Here is a 23,159-nt window from a genome sequence, read left to right as displayed (position 1 = left end):
CTGCACCGTTCCGTGCTGTATCGTCTGCTCTGACCGTGATAATTCCTGTTCATTTTTTCTGTATGTTACTTAACGCCATGACACATTACCCATGAATAATATGAAGGGTTGTTTTTTTTATACGGGCTGTATATACTGTTTCAATGCTTTTTTATTTGTCGGGGCTCCTTTCTTCATTTTACGGCCCCATGCGGCTTTTACAGTCATATCTTGTACTTATTTCGATTGCATTTTACGTAGGCTTTTTTTTAACGGTATTTATTTTACCGCGCTTTTATGCGCGTTTACCGAAAGACAGGGGAAAGGAATTCGGTATTGCTCCTGAGGCTGCAAAGGGTAAACCGACCGGCGGCGGCGTTGTGTTTATTACGATTTTTGTCGTGATGATTTTTCTGCTGATTATTCCTTCGGGTACGCAAATCGCCGTACTGGTTTTAACATGGTTGGTAATGCTTACCGGTTACCTTGACGATCGGTCGGTTAATCCGTGGGGAGAATACCGGAAAGGTGCGTTGGATTTAGTGTTGTCGCTGATTACCACAGCGGTGCTCTTTCATTGGTATTTCGATGATTCCATTTTTTACTGGATTCCGTTTATGAGTCAAAGTATCGCCGTGCATCCCGCCGTGTTTTTTACCGTTTCGGTTTTAATTTTATGGTTTTCCATCAATACGACGAACTGTACCGACGGGGTGGATGGTCTTTCCGGCACGCTCATTTTGATGGCGCTTATTTCGCTCGGTATGGTTTTCTATTTTATTATCGGGAACGTAAAAGTTTCGGAATACCTGCTCATTCCGCATCGGATAGACGGCGCACAGTGGGCGCTTATCTGCTTTAGCCTTTCCGGCGTGCTGATGGGATACCTGTGGCATAACGCATATCCGAGTAAGGTGATGATGGGAGATGCCGGTTCCCGCGCCCTCGGCTTTTTTATCGGCGTGTTGGTCATTATTTCGGGCAATCCTTTCTTGCTGTTAATGACCAGCGGGATGATTCTACTGAACGGCGGCACAGGTCTCGTTAAAGTAGCGTTATTGCGCTTTTTCCATATCCGTATTTTTAGGAATATCCGATTCCCGCTCCATGACCACATGCGGAAAAATCTTCAATGGTCATCGACGCAGGTATTGATAAAATTCCTCATTTTACAGCTGCTCATTACGCTTGCCGTATTTGCAGTCCTCTTTAAAATTCGCTAATCTCTGTGTCTGAACCTGATAGCAAGAGCGCTGTGTGCAGCTCATACGATGTACACAATATCAGCACAGCTGTGCAGGATGAGCATGGGCCACTGTTTATCCGGAGTAAAGCGCTTATCGGAACGGAAGGCGTTGAGCTGCTCCGTAAGCTGCGGATTGCGGTATTCGGTATCGGCGGCGTTGGCGGGTACACGGTCGAAGCCCTTGCCCGCGCAGGTGTCGGGACGCTGTACTTAATCGACGGCGATACGGTAACTCCTTCAAACCTTAACCGGCAACTCTATGCACTCCATTCCACCATCGGACAGTACAAAACTGCCGCAGCTGCCGCACGTATCACCGACATAAACCCAGCGTGTACGGTTCATCAGATTGTGCAGCATATTCTCCCCGATGCGGACGGATTCCTTTCTTTCTTACCTTTTTTATCTGACATCGATTGTGTTGTCGATGCGGTTGATACGATTTCGCTTAAAGTCGCACTGGCGGCAGAGGCAGAAAATCGCAGCATCCCAATCGTAGCGGCGATGGGTTGCGGGAATAAGCTCCGCGCGGATTTATTTCAATTTGCTGATATTTACGATACCGCCGTTTGCCCCCTCTGTAAAACCATGCGCGGTCTTTTAAAAAAGCGGGGCGTAAAAAAGCTGCGGGTACTGTATTCCAAGGAAGTTCCCGCTGTCCGCAGCCGTCCGCCAAGCTCGGTTTCATGGGTACCCGCTGCTGTCGGTATTTTGCTTGCAGGCGATTTACTCAATCAGATACTCCGATACTAAATCCCATGCGGTGCGGGAAATATCGGTACATTCGGCCTGTTCGATAACTGCGTTTCCGAATAGGTTTATCAGTTACTTTTCCAGCACGGTGATTTCAACACGCCGATTCCGCGCCATGTTCGCTTCCGTGGTGTTAGGCGCAATCGGCTTTTCCGCACCGAAGCCGCGGGTAAAAATATGGTGCTGCTCCCTTACACCGAGTTCTACCAGATAATTTGCAACCGCTGCTGCACGCTGCTCGGATAAGATTTGCCGGTCTTCGGCTTTGCCTGCCAACGCGGTATGCCCCGAAATCAACAGTTCATAGTCGGGATACTTGCTTAAAAGTTTCCCTATTTTTTTAATCTTTTCTTTTTCGGCCGGAAGGAGACGCGCTGAATCGGCTTCAAATTGAATATTTTCAAGACTGATGGTAATGCCCTCATCGGTTTTTTCTACGGTCGTATTCGCAATGCCCATGTCACGGATATTTTTATCTAGTATTCCTGCTATTTCTTCTTTATCCATACGTTGTAACGCGGTTATTTCCGCCTTTGCACTACCGCGGTATTCTATCACTGCTCCGGTGTTTAGCTCCATCATTATGGTAAATACTTCATCATAATAGGGAAGGATTCCTGCATCATTATCCCAATACAGCCGCTGTTTTGAATACCCCATCGTACGGACGGGATAGAGCATCGGCAGCGTTGTATTTCCGTTTCTTTTATTTTGGATATTTTTTATCGGAATATCATAATAAAGGTCATAATTTACTTCTATTAATTGATAGGTTTTTCCTTCACGCTGGGTAGGCCCTTGGTATGTATACGTAACATCGATGGGAACGACAAACGGTTTTTGAATGTTAAAGTTATCCCGCAGGTCGTGCGCTTCGCTTGCAGAATGCCGCCAGCTTTCACCTTTTTTTACATCATACTGAGGAAAAACCGGAACATCTCGAACCACCGGCATAAAATACTGCTCGCCAATAGCATAAATACCAAACTCGTCTCTGCGGAATACGCTCGGATATTCGCGTCCCCACGAGAACGTCCGGTTGCTGTTTTGCTCGCTCGTCATAAAAGTACAGGTATGAAGCGCAGAAGAAGGCTTGCCGTTTGATGCCGGTTGAACATCCGAAACTTCCACAGTAACGCGATTGATAATATAAGCCTGATGTGCAAACCGTCCATTCAAGTATACGTCTTCGGTAACCGTAGAATTAATCCGGTAAGTATCACCATCCCTGAAGTTGAAACGGAAGATTTCGGCATGCAGCGGAGAGAATGCACTGAACGTAAAAGAAATTCCTAAAAATAGAAAGCGCTGAAATTGCATCTTTGAGAGATTCTTTAACATATTCATCATAGTATTGGAAAAAGAAAAAAGTAATAGCATACCGTACCCTAATATTTTCATAATTTTTTGTAAATATGTAACCTTTCTTTTTTCGTCTGTTTAAGTGGTGTATATTGCGATACGTACTATCAAGAGAGTATTCAATGTACCTCCTTTACAGTTGCCCTGTAGGATTTTTTCCTCCTTTTGCCTACAGGGTTTTTTCTTTTTTTTCCTTCCCTCTCCAGATAATGAATAAACCTGTAAGGAAATGGTTTATCATATCCGCTAACGCGGATTGCGAATCAAGCCTAACGGCTTGTTCTGTAAGGAAATGGTTTATCATATCCGCTAACGCGGATTGCGAATCAAGCCTAACGGCTTGTTCTGTAAGGAAATGGTTTATCATATCCGCTAACGCGGATTGCGAATCAAGCCTAACGGCTTGTTCTGTAAGGAAATGATTTATCATATCCGCTAACGCGGATTGCGAATCAAGCCTAATGGCTTGTTCTGTAAGGAAATGATTTATCATATCCGCTAACGCGGATTGCGAATCAAGCCTAATGGCTTGTTCTGTAAGGAAATGATTTATCATATCCGCTAACGCGGATTGCGAATCAGCTTTTAGAGGTTTACCTAGTGAAGATTTTTCAAATAAGTCGGTATGTCCGAAAAATTAAGGTGTAGACCGAATTTTATAAAGCAGAAAGCTGCGCCTCCTACGATCAGAATACCGAGTATGATAAACAAAGCTTTCCGTCCGTTTTTCTTATCGGCAAAGGGATCGACGGGAACAACGATGCTGCCGAACGGAATAGTAGCGAGTTTGGTAAGTTGAGTTCCGAACGGAATGTTGATTCGCGTGCGGATATTTACCGCCCATCCGTTTGCTTCAAGAATCGGCGCGATACTGCGTTTTCGCAATTTCATCGAGGCTAAAATCATCGACGGGCCGGAAATACAGAGCAAAATTCCGATAAGACCGAGCGGAACCCAAAAACCTAAGCCGAATAAGGCTTGCAGAATGCTGCCGATTAAGGCTGATATACCGCCTAACGCAGTACCGATCAAGGCAATGGTTCCTAAGTCGAGTTTTTTTACACCTATCGGTGCGACAGGTGCTGGAGAGGTACTTGCGGCAGCTTGCTTGTCGGCGGTCGTAACGGTGGCTGCTGCCTTGGAAAGTAAATCGGCAGATTTTGCTTCGCCCGCTGCAGCCCGCGCTGCAATTTGGGTCTCAATCATTGCAGCGAGTTGCTTGTACGGCATAAAAAATGCTTGCCTGACACTAATCGGGTTAGCAATAACCTTTGTAACAACCGCATTCCAGTCTTTTCCGGCGCGATCGTAGAAGATACCGTTTCTTCCGACTACAATATTTTCGCTATCTCCGTTTGTAAACAAGGCAACAATCTTTTTGCCTGATTCTCCTTTTCGACTTATGTCGCAGTATACCAAATAGGCGCCGGAAAGCGTATCCAACGTTGCATGACGAGCATCGCTGTTAAGCTCAAAGCATAAATCTGCTGCGCGTGCATCAAAATACAATGCACCGGCTTGAAAGACGGAGCCTTTGCCCTCATAAAAAAATCGCTGAAGCTGATATAGTTTTTCAGCACTGTAACAAAATCACGGCGGAGAAGTATCAGCTTTTCCAAATTGGATAAGTTTCCTCGTTCTTTTTCGATGGTTAGTGCATACCGAATAAATGAAGAAACCTCTCCTTGCTTTTCACCGTTTACGAGCGCTTGCAAGAATGAACGATCGAGCAATGCTACCGAAGATGTCGGTTTGCTGTTTAAGCGTTCTTGATACGGTGTCAGTTTCTGTACGATAAGGGCGAATTCATCCTGCGTAATACATTCCTTTTGGCCGAGCAGCGGGATGACAGCATTGTCTGCAAAAGATTGAAGCTGTTTCTTCCATGCGGGATTTACACCTTTCAACAGCGGCAGCGGCTTATCGGCAACAGCGGAAGCAAGCGGCAGGGAATTGAGCGTTTCATTAGTGCAACGGATAACCTCCGCTGCAAGTTGTTGGAATGCCTGTTCATCGGCGGATAAGGCCGCTGCTTTATCGGGATCATATTCGGTTAATTTACAGCGAAGAAAATAATCCTCTGCCTTTTCTTTTATAGCGGTAAGCGCTGCCGCTGCTTTTTGCGTACGCTCCAAATCGAGGGGCAAGATACCTTCTTCTTCTAAAGACGTTTGCCATGCTAAAAAGAGTTGCGCATCGGTTATCAGATCTTGTTGGATGCGTTGCTGCAACCCGTCCTCAAGCGCACCGTTTGCAATAGAGGAGGCCACCGCACTATTGATGATCTGTTTTAGTTTGTCATCATCGGAAGCATCGACCGGTATCGGTGCATTGCAATCCGGTGTATGGGCATCAAAAAATTTTTTTTGCGTTTCTATATCTGCTATCGAAATTTCCTGCGCATCATTCTTTTTGATGTGATCCAGTAACCAACGGGCACTGGAGCGAAGCATATCATCTTTAATTGAAACAAGCGGTACCGTATCTCCTTCTTCCAGCAATAAAGAAAGATCGGAAAGTTGCGCGGCGATCCAATCGGCAGCTGCCAGAATTTCAGGCGGACGGATAAAGCCGTCCGTATCACTGTCAAGTAATGCAACCGTCTTAGAATCGAGAAATATCCCGTGTGTCGGCATCGCCAGCACCGTCCATAATTTCAAGTCGAGTTCACGCAGATGCGTAATATCGTCTGCATCCTTCAAGAGAACCTGTGTAACACCGCCGAATCGTGAAAAATTCCACCGGTGTTGGTCAGCATTTTTTTGTAGTAACATAGTACCTCGTGAAGATATTTTCGATGATTCCGTTTGAAATGTCAATGTAGAAGGAAACTGTCCAAAAACTGTTACGCAATCCGCGTTAGCGGATATGATAAATCATTTCTCTACAGAAAAAGCCGATAGGCTTTTAGTTTTTGGACAGCCACATGATAAATCATTGCCTTACCTGATGCGTGTATCCTGCGACATTCCGCTTGACAGGATACTTTATTTTAAGTAAAGTTACAATTCTTACTAGCAACTGCGTGACGTATTTCAGTTACCGGCAATGCGCATAACGGGATGTAGCCTAGGGGCTAAGGCGTCTGGTTTGGGACCAGAAGATCGGGGGTTCAAATCCCTCCATCCCGATAGTTTATTCCTTGCTATATATAGACTTATAAAACTGATAATTTTGCTTGATTTTTAATGGGTCAAGTAAAGGTCAAGTCGGAGGTTTATATATGGATTATCATGTCTTTAAAAAGCCGGTCAAAACTTAGAGTGCGTCCGCTTCGAGGTCAATCCCGCGCAGGGCGGTAATCCGTACCCGAACCAGACTGCCGGCAGTTATCGGCTGCCCTTCGCTGTCTTTTTGCGTTTCGGAAAAATTGACGACCACTGCGCCGTCTACTTCCGGCGCTTGGAACCATGCCCGTCCGAGCGCAATACAGCCCTGTGTGTTCTCTTCTTCGCTGTTTTGTTCCTGCGGGATAATCTCTTCGATAAGGACGTCCGTTTCCAGCCCGCAAAAAGCAGAGAGTTTTTGTTCGGTAATCTTTAATTGCAGTTCGTTAAGGGCAGTCTTGCGCTGTTCGGCAATTTTTGCCGGTACCTGTTTTTTCATATCGGCAGCCTTGGTTCCTTCTTCCTGTGAATAGGCGAATGCTCCCGACCATAGGCTCTGGGCTGCCTGCAAAAAGGCTGCCGTCCGCTCAAAATCGGCTTGCGTTTCTCCCGGAAAGCCGGTTAAAAAAGTAGTACGGATAACCGCCTCCCCGTAGGGGCTTTCCGCGGTGCGGAAAGCTGCGCGGATATTTTCTATCAACTTGAGATAGATTTCGGCAGAACCGCAACGGTTCATCGCGCGGATAATCGGCTCGGAGCCGGACTGAAAGGGTATGTCAAAGTAGGGGAGAAAGCGAGTATCGGCAGTCATAATCGGCAGTATATCCGGCGGGAAATGATCGGGGTGGATGTAAAGCAGCCGGATGCTGAATTTTCCTTCAATACCGGAAATGGCCTGTAAAAGCTGCGCCAATCCCGAAAGCCCCTGCTTTGGTTGAGTCGGCAATGTGGGTAATCCGCTATTAAGCCGGTTGCTGAGCTTATCTAGAGGCGGTGCGGCGTCATACACTGCAAGGTCTTGCCCGATGAGGTTGAATTCTTTATATCCTTGCTGCACAAACCCCTGTATTTCATTGATGATACTGTCAAGCGGGCGACTTCTCACTGAACCGCGTATCAGCGGTATCGCGCAAAATGAGCAGCAATTATTACAGCCTTCGGTAATTTTGATAAAGGCAGAGCGGGGAAAGTTGAGTAGTTCGGGGCGCGAACCGCAGCATACGCCTTCTTGCGCCGGTTTAAGAAATGGGCGGCTGTGTTCGGTAGACTGTGCCGGTTGATCTTTGGCCGGTAATGGCTGTTCACACTGGAGTTCGGGTTGAACCGGAAAAAGCCGGTCGATAAGTATGGGAAGCTGCGATAGGTCGCCGTTGCCAAAAAAGGCATCAGCTTCTTCAAAGTCGGTTTTAAAGATGTCGCCATACCGTTCCGCCAAGCAGCCTGCCAGTAGAATTTTTGCCTGAGGGTAGGCCGTGCGGGCAGTGATAACAGCTTCAATCGATTCCCGCTTTGCAGGCTCGATAAAGCCGCACGAATTGACAATGATGAGATCGGCGTTTTCCGGTTCGGTAGTTTTTTGCCAACCTTTATCGGTTAAGATACCGATAAGCAGCTCTCCGTCTACTTGATTTTTAGCGCATCCATGCTGATCAAGAAAGAACCACTTAGTCAACTTCCATTACCACAAATTTATAGCGTCCCGCTTCATCATCCTTGATCCATTTTAAATCCTTAACGATGACTTCGCCCGGACGGCTGACTTCTATATCGATGGTTTTTCCACCTGCAATAATTTGCATTTTAACGGCGTTTCCATTTGATGCCCAGATACGGATACCGTTATTTGCCTGAACGGTCAGCTGTTCCGATTTTTGATAGTACCGTTCGTCTCGATTGGTTTTATCCTGTTCGTAGCGGAAGAGGCAATAGCTTCGGAATGTTGCATTCAGAGTTACCGGATATGCTGAGCCGGCGTCGAACAGTACCTTGTACTTTGCAGATTCGGGCGGAGCTGCCTGATCGGAGATTTTTATTGTGGATGCTTCTGCAGAAACCGGTTCGGAAAAACCTGTGGTAAGTATCTCCACCAATGCGCCCTTCGATTCATCAGACGTATCAATATCTTCAACTGAAATTTTCACATCGGCGGTAACATCGCCGTTCAGATCCAACACAAGGCTCTGACCTAATGCAATGATTTGTGTTCCGATATCCGTTGCAAGATACAGTTCAGGCGCTGTTTTCTCAACTTGTATTTGATAATCTTTTCCATTGATAGGGACTGTAATGGTATCGCCTTGAAAGACTCGTTTTTCAAAGACTTCTTGAGAAAGGGTGTATGAAGCCTTCTCTTTTTTTTCTATAATCTCCGTTTGTTTAGCCGGTTGTACCGGTTTGTTTTTTATCGTGGTATCGATTTTCGTAATCAATATTCTACCGACAAAAAATACTGCTATTAAAAGAAGGACTACTCCTATCCCGATAAATACGCTGCGTGGAACGGTGAATGACTTTTGAGGGATCAGCGTTTCAGGCGGAACCGCTGTTTCTTGTATTCGTGCCTGTTTATACAGTGTAACACATTCATTTGGATTTAAGCCTAAGTATTCTGCATAGTTCCGTAAAAACCCGACAACATAAGGCTCCCCGGGAAAGACTTCATACATACCGGTTTCAAGCGCCTCTAAATAGCGGCGGGCAATATTCGTTTCCCGCGAAGCCTGTTCAAGGCTTATCTGTTTTTCATTGCGTGCTTTTTCTAATACATTGCCTATATCCTGCATCTATTTCTTTCCTTATGTTATTCTTCAAATAAAAAATTATTCATCATATCCGCATTCGGCGGTATATCATATAAAAAGCGGGAATCCGGAATGCCCGTATTCAATCGATAGTATGAAAAATCAAATGTGATCTTGCTGCCCGAAATAGGCCATGCTTCAATTCGCCTAATCAGCTTTGTTTCAGGCGAAACAAGGAGCCGGATATTCCTAAAAGTTTCCGAAGCAGAACGGCGATTAAGTGCAAGTACCACGACTTGCTGAGAGGAGCCTTCTTCCAACGGCTGAGGTTCTGCTCCTGTTTCATAAGCAATTGTGTATGAGCGTTTCAGCAGCGATAGGCCTTGGGGAGTTGCAAGGTTGGCTGTACCCGCAGAAGAATCTTTTTCTATCGTCTGGTTTAAAACCATCCGATAGGAGGGAACATAGATGGTCAATGTGTCGCCGGTGAATAGAATGACCTGCTCGTTCGGTTTGGTGAAATCAATGCGCAGCCGATTCGGCCGTTTGAAGTAGACGGTGGCTTCCATTGTCTGAACTTTTGAACCGGAGCCGGTTGAAACGGTGAGATTTGCTGTGTAATCGGAGAGCGCAGCGTATTGTTCAGACATTCCGGCAAAAAATACGCTCGCGGTCGTAATGGATTGACAAAATGCTGTTATATAAAAGCCGAATATAACGACAGTAAAAACGATTGTTTTTTTCATCCGATTAGTAAAGCAGAAATGAACGATAAAGTCAATATTTGCGAATTTTCTCTCGAACCTCGGCTTGGAGTATCCGATAAATACAAAAGCGACAAAACGCTACAAAAGGACATATCCGCTTATATCGTTTTTTCGTAGATAAAAGCCAGCTTGTTTCCGAACCATGCAAACCGGTCTAAAACCTGTGTACGGATAAAGCCTTGTTTTTCGTAAATCCTAATAGCCTTATGCCAATCTTCATGCACAAGCAGGATAATCCGTTCCAACTGCGGAAAAACGGCAGCAATACGTTCTATAGAAGCTGCGAAAAAACTTTCGGCAATGCTTTGTCCGCGCACCTCCGGCAATAACGCAAAGGAAGAGATATACAGCGCAGTCCCTGCAGGCTGATGGCGCTCGCGTACCGAATGACCTAAGGCAAATGCGTCCGTTCCAATCTTTTCCGAATCCCATAGTTCAGCCGTAAAGTACCCGCATACCGACTGTGTAGCGGTTTTAACAAGGACATAATTGCAATCTACAGCATACACGATGCGGTCGGCAAATACACTTTCGTCCTCAACGATATTTTCTTCAAAGCTCTGCCGTTCAACCTGCATCACCGCCGCCAAATCCCCCGACTCCGCTTTTCTTACACTATACCCTTTCGCTACCATTATCACCAACCTAGTATCTCTTTACGGTGCAGCAGACCTATTGCCCTAAGATTTTCTTCTGTAGAGCGATGCACATCACTCAATTTTTTAAAATCGATAGCAAAGCAATTCATTGAAAAATGCTGAAACACATAGACCGGCGCATCGGGCTTGCCGCCGTATTGCTGCCGCAGTTCTTCCGCATAAGCGGTAAAAAGAGATTTTTTTCGTAATTCACCGTATCCCACTAGCCAGAGCGGACACCCCAGTACACGTTGCAGGGCAGCAGTATGAGCGGCAAGCCATATTTGCGTTTCTTCAAAAAGGCTGCGGAATTGTTCGCCGCCGTGCTTGAGGAGGTAATTAAGCTCCTTTGTCTTTGCCGTATGAACGGGGGTTTTATTGAGGATGATAACATCTCGCCTAAAATCGATGTTGAGTTCGGGATTGCGGCGAAAAAAGCCTTCCGCAACCTTCCCTGCCTGCCCCACCAGATAGCGTTGATTTTTATGCAGCTGCTCATTCTTTCCCGGATTATCGCTGATAATAATCAGTTTTATCCTATCTGACGCTTGTACTTCGTCCAAGCTATGATTATACACGATGGGCGTTTCTTGCGGGTAGGCAGGGGTTTTATTTTCTGCCGCAGCTGCCTGCTGTAACAGGTGAAGTCTCCCCTGTCCCGCCGATTTTTGCACAGATGACACAGCTTCATCCGGTGCAGCATATTCATAGCCGCAACGATTCAGCCATTGCCGACATGACGCTTTAAAGTCGGTTCTAAAGGCGGCAAAAGCCTGCCATTCTCTATCGGTCATCGGATTACTTAGCTTTTATCTGAGAGAAAATTTTCCTGAACACATTACTGCTTAATTTTTTCTTGAGGAAGCCGAGCTTTGTTTCGGAAATGACAATCGCAATAAAAATGAGAACACAACCGATTAAAAGCGAGACTGTAACCTTCTCATGCCAGAACACAATAGCAAGGATAATACCGAATACCGATTCGAGGGAGAAGATGAGCGCCGCCGTCGATGCAACAACCTCTCGTTGACCGATCGCCTGCAATATATTAGTAAGAGACATACAAATGATACCTAAATAAAGAGCTGCAAAGATGGAATGCCCATTCCAGACGATTTTAGTACTGTCTTCAAAAAAATAGGTATATAAACCTGCATACACAGCGCCGAAAAAAAAGATTTCCAATCGTAAGCAAAATCGGATCCATGGTGTCGACATACCGGCCAAGGTACACGAGATAAGCAGCAAAAACCACACTGCCTATCAGTGCAAGAAAATCGCCGAGATTTAAGCCGACATTGGAAGCTTTTAAAAGATCCGGCATCGAAATAAAGCCGATGCCTACCAAACAGAGCACTGCTGCAATAACGTGATAGATATTCGGCTTTCTCTTCCATACGAACCATGCAATAAACGGAGTGATAACGCAATAAGTCGCAACCAAAAAACCGCAACGCCCCGGAGGGCATCCTACGGCAATCGAAAGATTTTGCATCAGATAACCGATTGTCATAAGGAAACCGAGAACGGCGCATACGACAACGTAGGAACGGGACAAGTTTTTTAATCGTTTGATAAAAACCAGCATCAACACTCCTACTCCGATAGCGCACCGCATAAAGACCAAAAAGGCGGGAGGAAAATAGTCATTCGTACTGCTGATTGCGACAAAGGTCGTTCCCCAAAACAGCGCCGCAACAAAGAGCGCAATATGTGCGCCAATCTCTTTTTTTGTAAGCTTACTCATAGGTTAATCCAACCAATATATTTTATCGGGAGCTTGTTCTCGTAAAAAAATTTTTCGATACCGCTGCGAATGCTCCACCCGTACATCATCAGGAAAATACACATTATGCAAAAACCATACGGTATCCAAAAGATCTCCAAACGAATCGGAGCAGGAATATCGGTAATACAGTGGGGATTCTTCAAGCAGCGCACGCATCGCAAGGTCATGCGTATGGTACGGATCGATTGCTTGTCGCAAATTACTCCGCAAGCCTCCATACCACGCATGCGTAATCGCCAATAGATTAAGCCGTTTGTGAGTATCCATATAATACAACTCGTACATACCGGCAATTGCAGGAACGGACGTCGTTATCTTATATTTATCCGCACGTGTTAAGGCCGTCCATGTCAGCGTATAATAGACATCATTCTTGTCGTCTTCTTCTTTTATGATAATCGGTTTTAATTCAAGCATACTCTTAGAGGAGTATAGCATACTCCGCTCCTTTTGAAAATATGCCGCACACCGTCTACTTTTAGTCCTTGACAGCCTAATGTTTTTGTTTGACAGATGCGGAATTTGACGGTATACTTTTCTTTATAGGATAATTTTTAGGAGGCCGTAATGGCAAAAGTTGAACTGAAAGGTATCGGCAAAATTTACGATGGAAACGTCCGTGCAGTAGAGAATGCCAATATCGTTATCGAAGATCAGGAATTTGTTGTATTCGTCGGACCGTCCGGCTGCGGTAAATCGACGACACTCCGTATGGTAGCCGGACTTGAAGAAATCAGCGAAGGCGATTTGTACATAGACGGCGAACGCATGAACGACGTCCCTCCGAAAGATCGTAACATCGCAATGGTTTTCCAAAACTATGCGCTGTATCCGCACATGACTGTCTATGACAACATGGCATTCGGATTAAAGATACGCAAAGTCGATAAACAGGAAATTGAACGCCGCGTACACGAAGCCGCCCGCATTCTCGACATTGAAAAACTGCTCGACCGTAAACCCAAGGCACTTTCAGGCGGACAGCGTCAGCGTGTCGCAGTAGGACGCGCTATTGTCCGTAACCCCAAGGTATTCTTATTTGACGAACCGTTGTCCAACCTCGATGCAAAGCTCCGTGTTCAGATGCGCGCCGAGATTTCCGACTTGCATAACCGCTTAAAAGCCACGATGATTTACGTTACACACGATCAGGTTGAAGCGATGACCATGGGTGACAAAATCGTTGTTATGAAAGACGGAAAGGTACAGCAAATCGGCTCGCCGCTCTATCTCTACAACCATCCCGTGAATAAATTCGTAGCAGGCTTTATCGGCTCGCCGCCCATGAACTTCTTAAACGTTAAAGTCATAGAAAAAGACGGCGGCATCGCTATCGACGAAGGCACCTTTGTATTGACACCTACCGAAGATCAGCAAAAATACTTAAAGAAGTACGTCGGCAAAAATGTATTCTTTGGTATTCGGCCGGAAGATTTACAACTTGTTGCCGAAAGTGACACTGCTAAAAACAGCATGACACTCAAGATAACCGTTAAAGAACCGCTCGGGGCGGAAACACACCTCTATCTGGCTTCAAATAACCAGCAGATTATCGCTCGTACATTCAACGCGGTCGAAGCGGGAATCGGTGAATCGCTTCACTTTGTTCCGAATATGGAAAAAGCGCGCTTCTTCGATAACGAAACGGAAGCAAATATCTGCGAGGACGTTCAAAAGCAATAAAATGCCGCATCCGCCGGTCTACCCGGCTTGCTGAATACTCTTACACAGTTTTTTGAGATAAAGGGGATGTCTGAAAAGTGAGCTGCTTTTTGGACAGCTCCTTTTTTAATCAACAAGCCGGAGTTGTTACCCTGAGTTGTTACCCTGAGTTGTTACCCTGAGTTGTTACCCTGAGTTGTTACCCGAAGCTTGCCGATTTTTCCCCAGCGTGATAATATATTTCCCATCCATTTATGATAAAGAAAAGATTAATTACGTTTTTAGCACACTCGAAGCGCTACGTTTATTTAAATGTTTTGTGGCAGTGGATCGCCCTTGTTTCACAGATTGCGGCGGTATTTTTTATCGGGCGTCTTTTGGAATCCTTATTCAATGGTACGATTACCTCAAAAGAGATGATAACGGCTGGCGCTGTTTTTGTTGCGGCGCTTGCAGTGCGGGCTGTTGCAACAAAATATGCAACCCGCTACGCCTTTCTTGCCGGACGAGATGTTAAAACAACCTTGCGGGATGCCCTTTACGCGAAACTGCTGAAACTCGGCGCCGCCTATCGGGATAGCATCGCTACTTCGGAAGTAGTACAGCTCGCCTCTGACGGGATCGAACAGCTTGAAATATATTTCGGTAGATACCTGCCTCAGTTTTTTTACAGTCTCCTTGCGCCGCTCACCCTTTTTGCGGTGTTGGCGCCGGTCAGTTTTAAGGCGGCGGTCATTCTCCTCGGCTGTGTTCCCCTGATACCCATTTCCATTGTCGCCGTGCAAAAAATCGCCAAGCGGCTGCTCAGTAAATACTGGGGCGCGTATGCGGGACTCGGCGACAGGTTTTTGGAAAACCTTCAGGGACTGACAACGCTGAAAATATATCAGGCGGATGAGGCAAAAGCCGAGGAGATGGACAGAGAAGCGGAACATTTCCGGCGTATCACAATGAAGGTGCTCAGTATGCAGCTTAACTCCATTACCGTGATGGATGTAATTGCCTACGGGGGAGCTGCTGCCGGTATCATCACCGCAGCATATCAATTTGCCGCAGGGGATATTTCGATTGCGGCGGCATTCAGCATTATCCTCTTGTCGGCGGAGTTTTTTATTCCCCTCAGATTGCTCGGCTCTTTTTTCCATATTGCGATGAACGGAATGGCCGCCTCTGATAAACTTTTTTATATTCTCGATTTACCCGAACCTGCGGAAGCGCACGGCGCCATCGACAGCGCCGCCGGTATCAGCGTCCAAGACATCTCGTTCTCTTATACCGAACAACGGGCAATCCTTACAGACATCAACCTTACCATTCCACACGGTTCCTTTATTGCCCTTTCAGGGGAATCCGGATGCGGCAAAAGCACGATTGCGGCGCTCCTTTCCGGTAAACATAAAAATTATACGGGGCGCATCCTATTCGGCCAAGATGAGCTGAAAACCATCGATGAGCGCCGCATTATGCGGCATATTGCTGTGGTAAAACACAATGCGTATCTTTTTAAGGGAACCGTCAGGGATAATTTGCGGATTGCAAAGCCGAACGCCTCGGCTGAAGAGATGACCGCCGCGCTCAAAAAAGTAAACCTCGCTGATTTCTTAGATACGCAAAAAGGCTTAGATACCGAGCTGCAGGAAGGCGGTATGAATTTTTCCGGCGGGCAACGGCAGAGGCTTGCATTGGCACGCGCCCTCCTTTTCGACAGCCCCGTCTATATTTTTGACGAAGCAACTTCCAATATCGATATCGAAAGCGAAGAGCGGATATTACAGATTATCCATGAACTGAAACAGACCAAGACGGTGCTGCTTATTTCGCACCGGTTAGCAAACAGCGTAGACACCGACTGCATCTACTTTATGGAACACGGGCGGATTACGGAAAAAGGTACCCACAGCGAATTGATGTCCTTAAACGGCCGCTATTGCGCGTTGTACAAAAGCCAGTCGGAGCTGGAACGGTATGGCGGCACCGCCCATACTCAAGCAGTGCAGAAGGAGCGATAAATGAATACATCAAAACGCAGAAGCGCCCTTACCATAATGGACTCGCTGATTACCCTTGTCCGTCCACTCCTTCCCGTTATGCTGCTGGCAATTACCGCAGGAGTGCTCGGATTTTTATGCGCGATCTTTATCACGATCCTCGGCGGCGAAGCAATTATCGCGGCGCTCCCTACCCATATATCAGCCGGAACGCCCCTCTTGGGACTCAATCTGAAGCACATCGTGATGATATTGATCATCCTTGCGATTCTGCGGGGAGCGCTCCGCTACGGAGAGCAATACTGCAATCACTATATTGCGTTTAAGCTTTTGGCCATTATCCGGCATAAGGTATTCAGCGTATTACGGAAACTCGCGCCTGCGAAACTTGAAGGCAAAGACAAGGGGAATTTGATTTCCCTGATTACTACCGACATCGAGCTGTTGGAGGTGTTCTATGCACATACCATCTCCCCCATCATTATTGCAGCAGTAACATCCCTTTGTATGCTGATCTTTCTCGGCAGCCGCAGCCTCATCGCAGTACCGGTCGCACTCGCAGGATATATTACAATCGGTGTGATTATTCCGCTGCGCAACGGCAAGCGGACAAGCGAACAGGGACTTGCCTTTAGGACCGAGTTCGGAAATTTGAATAGCTTTGTCCTTGAGTCCCTGCGCGGCTTGGAAGAAATTATCCAATACGGGGCAGGGGAACGTATTCGAACCGAGCTGCGGCAGCGCTCGGATAATCTCGGGAAAGGCGGGGAATATCTAAGTACACAGGAAGCACGGCAGCGTATTGAAACGAACACGGTCATTTTGTTCTTTACTTTTGCTCAACTTTTTCTTTCTATTGTACTCTTCCGGCAGGGAAGCATCGACTTTGCCGCCGCCGTAGGAATAACACTCGGCATGACCGCCTCTTTCGGCCCCGTGCTTGCTCTTGCGCAGCTTTCCAATAATTTACATCAAACGCTCGCAAGCGGCGACCGTATCTTGAGCCTATTGGAAGAACAGCCGCTCGTAGAAGAAATCCCTGCTGACGGCAAACCGCGCTCATTTGAAGGAGCAGCAGCCGATCATATTGATTTCAGCTACGGCAACGAACAGATATTGCACGATTACAGCGCCGTCATTCAAAAAGATAGCATTACCGGCATACACGGCGCAAGCGGTTCGGGCAAGTCTACCCTACTTAAACTGCTGATGCGGTTTTGGGAAGTGCAAAAAGGCGCGATACGCATCTCCGGCGAGGACATAAAAACCGTTCCGACCGGAGCGTTGCGGGCGATGGAATCCTGCGTTACACAGGAAAGTCAGCTCTTCAAAGGCACGATTGCCGACAATATCAAAATCGGTAAGTTGGATGCGTCGGAAGAAGAAGTTATCGCGGCGGCACAAAAAGCATCGATTCACGACTTTATTACCACCCTTCCAGACGGCTATAATACGCCGGTCGGGGAACTCGGCGACACCCTATCGGGCGGAGAAAAACAGCGTATCGGACTTGCCCGTGCATTTTTGCACGACGCTCCCCTACTCCTTCTCGACGAACCTACCAGCAATCTGGATGCCCTTAACGAGCGTATCATCCTTAAATCGCTCAAGGAATCCGGCGCCGGAAAGACAGTTGTCCTCGTTTCGCACCGTAAGTCAACGCTGAATATCGCCGCCACGGTTATTAATATCGCGGCAACCGCATCAGACGGTTTTTAAACAGCCCCGCCTCTTTATTCTGCGATATTTGATTTACTCGCTGATACGGTTACCTTTCTATCCTATTTTTGCGTAAGGCTGAATACACCGTCCCAGTTGTCCGCAGGAGGCTTTTGGATAAAGGCCTCGCATTTACGCAGATAGGCATCAGAGGGACCATCATCCGGCCGCTCTTCGCGGAGCGCTTTAAAAAGGCGAGCTGCTTCCTTCCAATCCCGCCGGTCGAACACGCAATGAGCCTCTTCAAAACGGCGCAAAAAGTCGAGCGTTGCCGAATCGACAGCCTCCTTCAATTCAACCAGCTCCCATAACTGCACCGGTGTATTGATACCGACAACGCGCACACGGTCGAACCGGCGGGTAATAAATTCGTCGCCGATTTCGTTTTTCGTCATATCGGAAATCAAAAGCCATGAACCGTACTGCTTGTTTACGCCTTCCAAACGGGCGGCAAGGTTGACGGCGTTACCCATAATCGTATAGTCCATCTTCCGTTCGGTACCCATGTTCCCGACAACCATATCACCGGTGTTAATCCCGATGCGGGTTAAAAGCGGATTAGGGCTCATCCCCTCGCGCATAAAAAGCTCGTTCAGTTCAACCTCTTTACGGTGCATCAGCACTGCGGCATGACAGGCGAGGCGGGCATGTTCTTTATAATCTACCGGAGCGCCGAAGAACGATATAATGGCGTCCCCTTCGTATTTATCGATAGTGCCGCGCTGCTCTAAGATAATATCACTCATACCGGAAAGGTAGATATTCAGCAGCTTAACCAGTTGTTCGGCATCGAGCGCTTCACTTATTGTAGAAAAGCCCTTAACATCGGTAAACATTGCGGTAATCCATTTTTTCTGCCCGCCGAGCTTCAGCATAGAAGGATCTTCTATCATCTCATTGATAACATCGCCGGAAAGGTATGTGCCGAATGCTTTGCGGAGAAAGCTCTTTTCGCGCTCACTGATGATGAACGACACCATCGAATAGGTTAAGAACGATACGAAGAGTGCCAGTACCGGTGAGATAATAAAGATATAAATACCGGTAAAGTGGAATATGAGTTGATTCACCATCAGCACGACGAGGGACAGCACAACTCCTGCAATAATCTGAACAAGGGTGCTGAACCGGCGGATAACCACAATAATACCGAAAGAAAACGCAATCGCGAGCAGAGCCGACACCCAAACCGGCGCTTGCTGTAAGAAATCACGCTGCAAAATAGTATTGGCGACCGCAGCGTGCGTACCGACATTCACATATTCGCTGTGAAACGGGTTAACACCGATATCGGTTGTACCGGTACTTGACCACCCAATAATACAAAAAGCATCTTTAAGTTTACCGGCAAGCGCCGTTTCAAGCTCCGTATGCCGGTTATACGATGTGGCGGCGTTTGCATAGAGCGTTCCAAAATCGGCTTTTACCTGATCGTAAAGTTCCGCATCTTCAGGATTCCCTGCCTGTTTTGCCTCGTCGAACAAAAGCGCTACCGACGTACCGTAGTCCATTTCAAAAAAGCTTTTTACCGTATCCCAATAGGTCTGCACAGCAGTAAGCCAAGCTTCCTTATCCTGCACAGACCCCGATTCCAAGGCAGTACGGCGTAGTTCTTCGCTTTCATCCCATAGCTGCATACATGTATCGATCGGCGCGTAGCCGGGGCCGAGGTTCCATCCTTGATTTGCCCGTAACAGGCGTAAACTGCTTGCCGTTTTTTCTCCGCTTTCGGCATAATCAATCAATAAATAGAAAGGAACATGAGTAAAGCTGTTTTGATAGTTTTTTTTCGGCCATCGAATCAACATCATACCGCTTGAATCAAGCGGTATTGAAATATTTTCTTCTTTACCGTCATACACGGCGCCGATCAACGTAACGAGGTTTTTATCGATGACAACTTCGGGAGAACCCAGTTTCCGCAACAGCGGAGAAAAGGCAAGCTGCATAAACACCGTACCGCCGATATTATCCGTCAACCGGATACGCCGCCTCACGCCATCGCTATCGATATGCACATTGGTAAAGCCCGCTCCCGCCGCCATTCGGCTGATTTCCGGTATCGGTACCAAAGCGCTGTGCCGACCTTCCGTGAGGGGAGCGTTCACTTTGAGCTTAGGATAGGTAAAGCGCTCCTTCGCAATCGCATATAAATCTTCCGTACCCTCGCTTGGAGGATCATCCTGCATATTAACCGTAATAAACGACGAACCGAACAGCCGCATTGCCTGTCCCAAATAGCTGTCGTTCTCTATCGCAACCTGCTTTGTATGCCGGTAGAGAGTGTCGCGCGATTGATCGATTAAATCTACCAATTCGCTCCCGTATATGCCCGCCTCCGGCAGTGTAATTTGGTTATTGGCAAGCGCTGCAAAAATATCCTGTACATTTGCGCCAATCTCTTCAAAAGAAGCGGCAAACTCGGACTTTAACGTACCGTTTAAATAGGTAAAATCCACACTCATCGGACTTTTATCGATATACTCAATATCGAAGACCGCAAATTCGGCGCCGAGTTGCGTCAACGCTTCCAAGCCTTTTGCAATCGTATTGCGCGGCCACGGATATAAGCCGACTTTTTCGATAGACACATCATCGATATCCAGCAGCACAATCGAAGAATCTTCTTTAACAGCGGACTTTAATCCCAAAAAGAAATCATACAGCCGATTTTCAACACCTATCCAAAACGGAAAAAAATATAATCCTGCACACAGCAGTCCGACAATACACGGTATAACCACCGAAGACAAATGAGTTTTTTTCTTCACTCTTTACTCCCTATTAAATCTATAGTATGATATGTACGTGAGTTATACAATGGGAAGATGTTAAAAACTTTGTTTTTTATAAAAGGGGGGACAGCATGAAACGTACTTTATATATTGCCGTTGCGATGTTACTTATCGCGGCAGCAACATTCGGTCAAGCAGCTGAAAAGATCGATAAAATTTTAGAAACCGAAGCCGCGACCTTTGGACAGGCTGCCTATCTGATACAGACAGCTTTGGATGACGGTTCCGACGGGCTTGATTTTGAAACAGCTTTTGAGCGATTCAAAAGCGAAAATCAAAATTTGATACGGGATTCGGTTACGGCGGAAGATGTGATACCGGTCAAGACCTATGCCTTTTTATTGATGAAGGCCTTCGATGTAAAAGGCGGTATGATGTACCGTATCTACCCCTGCCCTCGATATGCATATCGTGATCTGCGGTACCTCGCAGTTATCCAAGGCAAAAACAATCCCGACGCTTCTATGACAGGAGCATCAATGCTGCAAATACTCGGCCGCGTCGGTATGGTACAAGGCGGTGAATAATGAAACGTATACTAACCTTTCTCATTATCGCGGGCGGTATGACAATGTATGCCGCTGCATTGGACTTCGGATTCAACCTTTCAAATAGTACCGACTTAAACGGTACCAATAAAGCTTTTAACATATCGCAGGCGAATGCCACGGAAGCATTCATTGAATTCCCTACGGGAGATTTTTCATCGATATATATTTCCGGCGAGGCACGGTTTTCAGGTACTTTCCCGATTAAGCCTAAGGGAGCGGTTCAGTTACTTCCGCTTACCCAAGCATTTAGACTGAAAAGAACGGATTGGTCGGGCAATACGGCTTTCAATACGATTGGCATCCAATGGGCGCTCGGACGGACCTCATTCAACGAGTATTCAAATAAAATTCTGCGCGGTTTATTTGACGGGGCAAAAGTCGGTCTTACAATCAAGAACGCTGATATTGCTTTCGCACTCGGCTATACGGGCTTAACCTATAAAACCGATGCGAAAATAAGGATAGATAAAGATGATATTGAACGTTTGAGCAATAAGGAAAAGGCACTTGCTCCGCAGCGGTTGTTCTTGCTTCTTTCAACCGCTTTCCAAGGACTCATTCCTTCGCATACATTCGGTTTCGATATGTTGGCGCAATTCGATTTACTCAAGCAAACCGGAAGGACTCATACGCAGTATTTTATACCGTATATTCACGGACGGATAGGTCGGAATGTCAGCTGGAGATACTGGGCAGCAGTTCAATTCGGTGAAGATACGCAATTATTTTACTCTCTCGCATCAGGTCTTTCCGTGCAATACTTCAACCCCGATTGGCGCTATTTTACGATAACCGGTAAGCTCGACTGGGCAGCAGGCGACTATGACGGTACGGGAGCAATGCGATCATTTATACCGATTACAGACATAAAGCAAACCGTCATTGCCGATACGACGGTAGGTCGATTCAGCGATATACTTACGGCAGGACTTACGGCAAGCGTTCGTCCTGTTCGGGGGCTTTTAACGGAAGTATCATACATAGCGCTGACTTCTCCGAATATCAAGAAAACGTCGGCTTATGTCGGTTCCGAATTATCGGCGAAACTCGCCTATCAGTTTTATGATGATTTTGATGCATCATTCGTCGGCGGTATATTCGTACCCAATAAAAAGATCATTATGGGATATAATTTACAATGGTTAACGAAATTCGCATTTACAGTTCATCTATAAAAGATAATTTTTTAGGAGGGTTACCATGAAAAAATCTTTAGGAATTTTAATACTCTGCATAGCGGGGATTTTCTCGCTCTCGGCAGCAGCTACTCTGACAGCAACAATCACGGAAGTTGCGGGGAAGGTTGAATGTAAACTCCCCGGAAAAGATTGGAAAACCGCAAAAACAGGTGATGTTTTACCCGCAGGTTCTTTTATCTCTACCGGTTTTAAGAGTACCGCCATTCTTAAAACTGAATCGGCAACACTAACAGTAAAGCCCGTTACCCGCTTAACCATTGAAGAGCTGGTAAAATCCGAAGGAACAACAAAGACTCAGATGTTTTTGATGGCAGGACGTGTTAAGGCTGAGGTTACACCGCGTGAAGGTGAAAAAGCGGAATTTAAGGTCAAAAGTCCGACTGCGACCGCTTCCGTCCGCGGTACCGGATTTGAATTTGATGGGCAAAACTTACTTGTAGATCACGGCGCTGTACTGCTTGAAGCGGAATCCGGCGTTGGTATCCCGCAGATTGTAGCAGGCGGGGAATGGACGTCAATCAGCAATACCGGTACGGTATCCGTACCTGTCGCGGTTGCAACAAGAAGTTCAAGTTTGAGTACGAGTGAAGCAAATGTCGGTTCGGATCCTTCGAACACTAATGAATCAAATACATCGGTAAGCAATACCCCGTTGCCTGATAATCCTAAGCCCGATAATCCTAAACCTGATGATCCTAAGCCCGATGATCCTAAACCTGATGATCCTAAGCCGACCGGTGACGTAACAGTCGATATAGAATGGGAATGATTCATTAAAATATTTTACCGGCAGCCGCCCCCTCAGCTTTTCTTATCATACAAACGATGAGGTATAGGCTGCCGGTTTTTTAATTCAAAAAATA

Annotated in this window: 20 protein-coding genes and 1 tRNA gene; 9 read left to right on the top strand and 12 right to left on the bottom strand. The window is 46.5% G+C overall.

Annotated features, from left to right (window positions below):
- The first annotated feature begins 143 nt into the window (after nucleotides 1-143).
- Both GWP40_RS06555 and GWP40_RS06550 read left to right on the top strand, forming a co-directional pair.
- The gene (locus tag GWP40_RS06555; RefSeq protein ID WP_212564683.1) at nucleotides 144-1,202 is read left to right on the top strand and encodes a phospho-N-acetylmuramoyl-pentapeptide-transferase; all 1,059 of its coding nucleotides are present in this window, start codon (nucleotides 144-146) and stop codon (nucleotides 1,200-1,202) included.
- Nucleotides 1,203-1,261: 59 nt separating this feature from the next.
- On the top strand, nucleotides 1,262-1,978 hold the full coding sequence (locus GWP40_RS06550; RefSeq protein WP_212566563.1) for a tRNA threonylcarbamoyladenosine dehydratase: 717 nt from the start codon (nucleotides 1,262-1,264) through the stop codon (nucleotides 1,976-1,978).
- A gap of 72 nt (nucleotides 1,979-2,050) precedes the next feature.
- On the opposite strand, the gene GWP40_RS06545 is transcribed toward GWP40_RS06550, so the two are convergent.
- From GWP40_RS06545 to GWP40_RS12780, 3 genes are all read right to left on the bottom strand, one after another.
- Nucleotides 2,051-3,358: an OmpA family protein gene (locus GWP40_RS06545; protein WP_212564682.1), complete on the bottom strand. Its 1,308-nt coding sequence runs from the start codon at nucleotides 3,356-3,358 to the stop codon at nucleotides 2,051-2,053.
- A 579-nt stretch (nucleotides 3,359-3,937) separates the two neighbouring features.
- Entirely contained in the window at nucleotides 3,938-4,783 is an 846-nt protein-coding gene (locus GWP40_RS12785; RefSeq protein ID WP_230974297.1) for a hypothetical protein, read from the bottom strand.
- Entirely contained in the window at nucleotides 4,741-6,114 is a 1,374-nt protein-coding gene (locus GWP40_RS12780; RefSeq protein ID WP_230974296.1) for a hypothetical protein, read from the bottom strand. The genes GWP40_RS12785 and GWP40_RS12780 overlap by 43 nt, the downstream gene beginning before the upstream one ends.
- 284 nt (nucleotides 6,115-6,398) lie before the next feature.
- Here GWP40_RS12780 and GWP40_RS06535 point away from each other — a divergent pair.
- A tRNA-Pro gene (locus tag GWP40_RS06535) sits at nucleotides 6,399-6,471 on the top strand.
- A 127-nt stretch (nucleotides 6,472-6,598) separates the two neighbouring features.
- On the opposite strand, the gene GWP40_RS06530 is transcribed toward GWP40_RS06535, so the two are convergent.
- The 8 genes from GWP40_RS06530 to GWP40_RS06500 form a co-directional block, all read right to left on the bottom strand.
- The gene (locus tag GWP40_RS06530) at nucleotides 6,599-8,119 is read right to left on the bottom strand and encodes a MiaB/RimO family radical SAM methylthiotransferase (RefSeq protein WP_212564681.1); all 1,521 of its coding nucleotides are present in this window, start codon (nucleotides 8,117-8,119) and stop codon (nucleotides 6,599-6,601) included.
- Nucleotides 8,112-9,230: a helix-turn-helix domain-containing protein gene (locus tag GWP40_RS06525; RefSeq protein ID WP_212564680.1), complete on the bottom strand. Its 1,119-nt coding sequence runs from the start codon at nucleotides 9,228-9,230 to the stop codon at nucleotides 8,112-8,114. The genes GWP40_RS06530 and GWP40_RS06525 overlap by 8 nt, the downstream gene beginning before the upstream one ends.
- Nucleotides 9,231-9,247: 17 nt before the next feature.
- A complete protein-coding gene (locus GWP40_RS06520; RefSeq protein WP_212564679.1) occupies nucleotides 9,248-9,934 on the bottom strand; it encodes a LolA family protein in 687 nt (228 codons plus the stop codon).
- 119 nt (nucleotides 9,935-10,053) lie between these two features.
- Nucleotides 10,054-10,590: a GNAT family N-acetyltransferase gene (locus tag GWP40_RS06515; protein WP_212564678.1), complete on the bottom strand. Its 537-nt coding sequence runs from the start codon at nucleotides 10,588-10,590 to the stop codon at nucleotides 10,054-10,056.
- Between the two features lie 2 nt (nucleotides 10,591-10,592).
- Nucleotides 10,593-11,387 (bottom strand): hypothetical protein, encoded by a 795-nt coding sequence (locus GWP40_RS06510; RefSeq protein ID WP_212564677.1) that lies wholly within the window; start codon nucleotides 11,385-11,387, stop codon nucleotides 10,593-10,595.
- Between the two features lie 4 nt (nucleotides 11,388-11,391).
- The gene (locus GWP40_RS12775) at nucleotides 11,392-11,811 is read right to left on the bottom strand and encodes a DMT family transporter (protein WP_230974295.1); all 420 of its coding nucleotides are present in this window, start codon (nucleotides 11,809-11,811) and stop codon (nucleotides 11,392-11,394) included.
- Nucleotides 11,723-12,340 (bottom strand): DMT family transporter, encoded by a 618-nt coding sequence (locus GWP40_RS06505; protein WP_230974294.1) that lies wholly within the window; start codon nucleotides 12,338-12,340, stop codon nucleotides 11,723-11,725. Before GWP40_RS06505 ends, GWP40_RS12775 begins: the two co-directional genes overlap by 89 nt.
- Nucleotides 12,341-12,343: 3 nt before the next feature.
- On the bottom strand, nucleotides 12,344-12,799 hold the full coding sequence (locus GWP40_RS06500) for a hypothetical protein (RefSeq protein ID WP_212566562.1): 456 nt from the start codon (nucleotides 12,797-12,799) through the stop codon (nucleotides 12,344-12,346).
- Between the two features lie 150 nt (nucleotides 12,800-12,949).
- Between GWP40_RS06500 and GWP40_RS06495 the strand changes: the two genes are divergently transcribed.
- The 3 genes from GWP40_RS06495 to GWP40_RS06485 all read left to right on the top strand — a co-directional run bounded on the left by GWP40_RS06495 (nucleotide 12,950) and on the right by GWP40_RS06485 (nucleotide 17,751).
- Entirely contained in the window at nucleotides 12,950-14,065 is a 1,116-nt protein-coding gene (locus tag GWP40_RS06495) for an ABC transporter ATP-binding protein (RefSeq protein WP_212564676.1), read from the top strand.
- 233 nt (nucleotides 14,066-14,298) lie between these two features.
- Nucleotides 14,299-16,053 (top strand): ABC transporter ATP-binding protein/permease, encoded by a 1,755-nt coding sequence (locus tag GWP40_RS06490; protein ID WP_212564675.1) that lies wholly within the window; start codon nucleotides 14,299-14,301, stop codon nucleotides 16,051-16,053.
- Nucleotides 16,054-17,751 (top strand): amino acid ABC transporter ATP-binding/permease protein, encoded by a 1,698-nt coding sequence (locus GWP40_RS06485; protein ID WP_212564674.1) that lies wholly within the window; start codon nucleotides 16,054-16,056, stop codon nucleotides 17,749-17,751.
- A gap of 62 nt (nucleotides 17,752-17,813) precedes the next feature.
- Here GWP40_RS06485 and GWP40_RS06480 read toward each other — a convergent pair whose 3' ends face one another.
- Nucleotides 17,814-20,522, bottom strand: coding sequence for a CHASE2 domain-containing protein (locus GWP40_RS06480; RefSeq protein WP_212564673.1), 2,709 nt, complete (start codon nucleotides 20,520-20,522; stop codon nucleotides 17,814-17,816).
- Nucleotides 20,523-20,617: 95 nt separating this feature from the next.
- On the opposite strand from GWP40_RS06480, the gene GWP40_RS06475 reads away from it, so the two are divergent.
- Genes GWP40_RS06475 through GWP40_RS06465 form a run of 3 tightly spaced genes read left to right on the top strand, consistent with a single transcriptional unit; the run spans nucleotide 20,618 to nucleotide 23,065 of the window.
- Complete coding sequence (locus GWP40_RS06475) at nucleotides 20,618-21,073, top strand: hypothetical protein (RefSeq protein ID WP_212564672.1); 456 nt, start codon at nucleotides 20,618-20,620, stop codon at nucleotides 21,071-21,073.
- Nucleotides 21,073-22,272, top strand: a complete 1,200-nt coding sequence (locus GWP40_RS06470; protein ID WP_212564671.1) for a hypothetical protein — start codon at nucleotides 21,073-21,075, stop codon at nucleotides 22,270-22,272. Before GWP40_RS06475 ends, GWP40_RS06470 begins: the two co-directional genes overlap by 1 nt.
- Nucleotides 22,273-22,297: 25 nt before the next feature.
- A complete protein-coding gene (locus GWP40_RS06465) occupies nucleotides 22,298-23,065 on the top strand; it encodes a FecR family protein (RefSeq protein WP_212564670.1) in 768 nt (255 codons plus the stop codon).
- Nucleotides 23,066-23,159: the final 94 nt, after the last annotated feature.

Origin of the sequence: Treponema vincentii (assembly GCF_018336815.1) — a bacterium.
Taxonomy (GTDB): Bacteria; Spirochaetota; Spirochaetia; order Treponematales; family Treponemataceae; genus Treponema.
Note: the sequence above shows the minus strand (reverse complement) of the source record. Positions and strands in the feature narration are given on the sequence as shown.

Excerpts from the sequence above, each read along its gene's own strand:
- GWP40_RS12780 (WP_230974296.1), bottom strand. The coding sequence starts at position 6,114 with ATGTTACTACAAAAAAATGCTGACCAACACCGGTGGAATTTTTCACGA.
- GWP40_RS06500 (WP_212566562.1), bottom strand. The coding sequence starts at position 12,799 with ATGCTTGAATTAAAACCGATTATCATAAAAGAAGAAGACGACAAGAAT.
- GWP40_RS06490 (WP_212564675.1), top strand. The coding sequence starts at position 14,299 with ATGATAAAGAAAAGATTAATTACGTTTTTAGCACACTCGAAGCGCTAC.
- GWP40_RS06520 (WP_212564679.1), bottom strand. The coding sequence starts at position 9,934 with ATGAAAAAAACAATCGTTTTTACTGTCGTTATATTCGGCTTTTATATA.
- GWP40_RS06555 (WP_212564683.1), top strand. The coding sequence starts at position 144 with ATGCTTTTTTATTTGTCGGGGCTCCTTTCTTCATTTTACGGCCCCATG.
- GWP40_RS06515 (WP_212564678.1), bottom strand. The coding sequence starts at position 10,590 with ATGGTAGCGAAAGGGTATAGTGTAAGAAAAGCGGAGTCGGGGGATTTG.
- GWP40_RS06485 (WP_212564674.1), top strand. The coding sequence starts at position 16,054 with ATGAATACATCAAAACGCAGAAGCGCCCTTACCATAATGGACTCGCTG.
- GWP40_RS06505 (WP_230974294.1), bottom strand. The coding sequence starts at position 12,340 with ATGAGTAAGCTTACAAAAAAAGAGATTGGCGCACATATTGCGCTCTTT.
- GWP40_RS06525 (WP_212564680.1), bottom strand. The coding sequence starts at position 9,230 with ATGCAGGATATAGGCAATGTATTAGAAAAAGCACGCAATGAAAAACAG.
- GWP40_RS12775 (WP_230974295.1), bottom strand. The coding sequence starts at position 11,811 with ATGTCGACACCATGGATCCGATTTTGCTTACGATTGGAAATCTTTTTT.
- GWP40_RS06510 (WP_212564677.1), bottom strand. The coding sequence starts at position 11,387 with ATGACCGATAGAGAATGGCAGGCTTTTGCCGCCTTTAGAACCGACTTT.
- GWP40_RS06495 (WP_212564676.1), top strand. The coding sequence starts at position 12,950 with ATGGCAAAAGTTGAACTGAAAGGTATCGGCAAAATTTACGATGGAAAC.
- GWP40_RS06470 (WP_212564671.1), top strand. The coding sequence starts at position 21,073 with ATGAAACGTATACTAACCTTTCTCATTATCGCGGGCGGTATGACAATG.
- GWP40_RS06545 (WP_212564682.1), bottom strand. The coding sequence starts at position 3,358 with ATGCTATTACTTTTTTCTTTTTCCAATACTATGATGAATATGTTAAAG.
- GWP40_RS06475 (WP_212564672.1), top strand. The coding sequence starts at position 20,618 with ATGAAACGTACTTTATATATTGCCGTTGCGATGTTACTTATCGCGGCA.
- GWP40_RS06465 (WP_212564670.1), top strand. The coding sequence starts at position 22,298 with ATGAAAAAATCTTTAGGAATTTTAATACTCTGCATAGCGGGGATTTTC.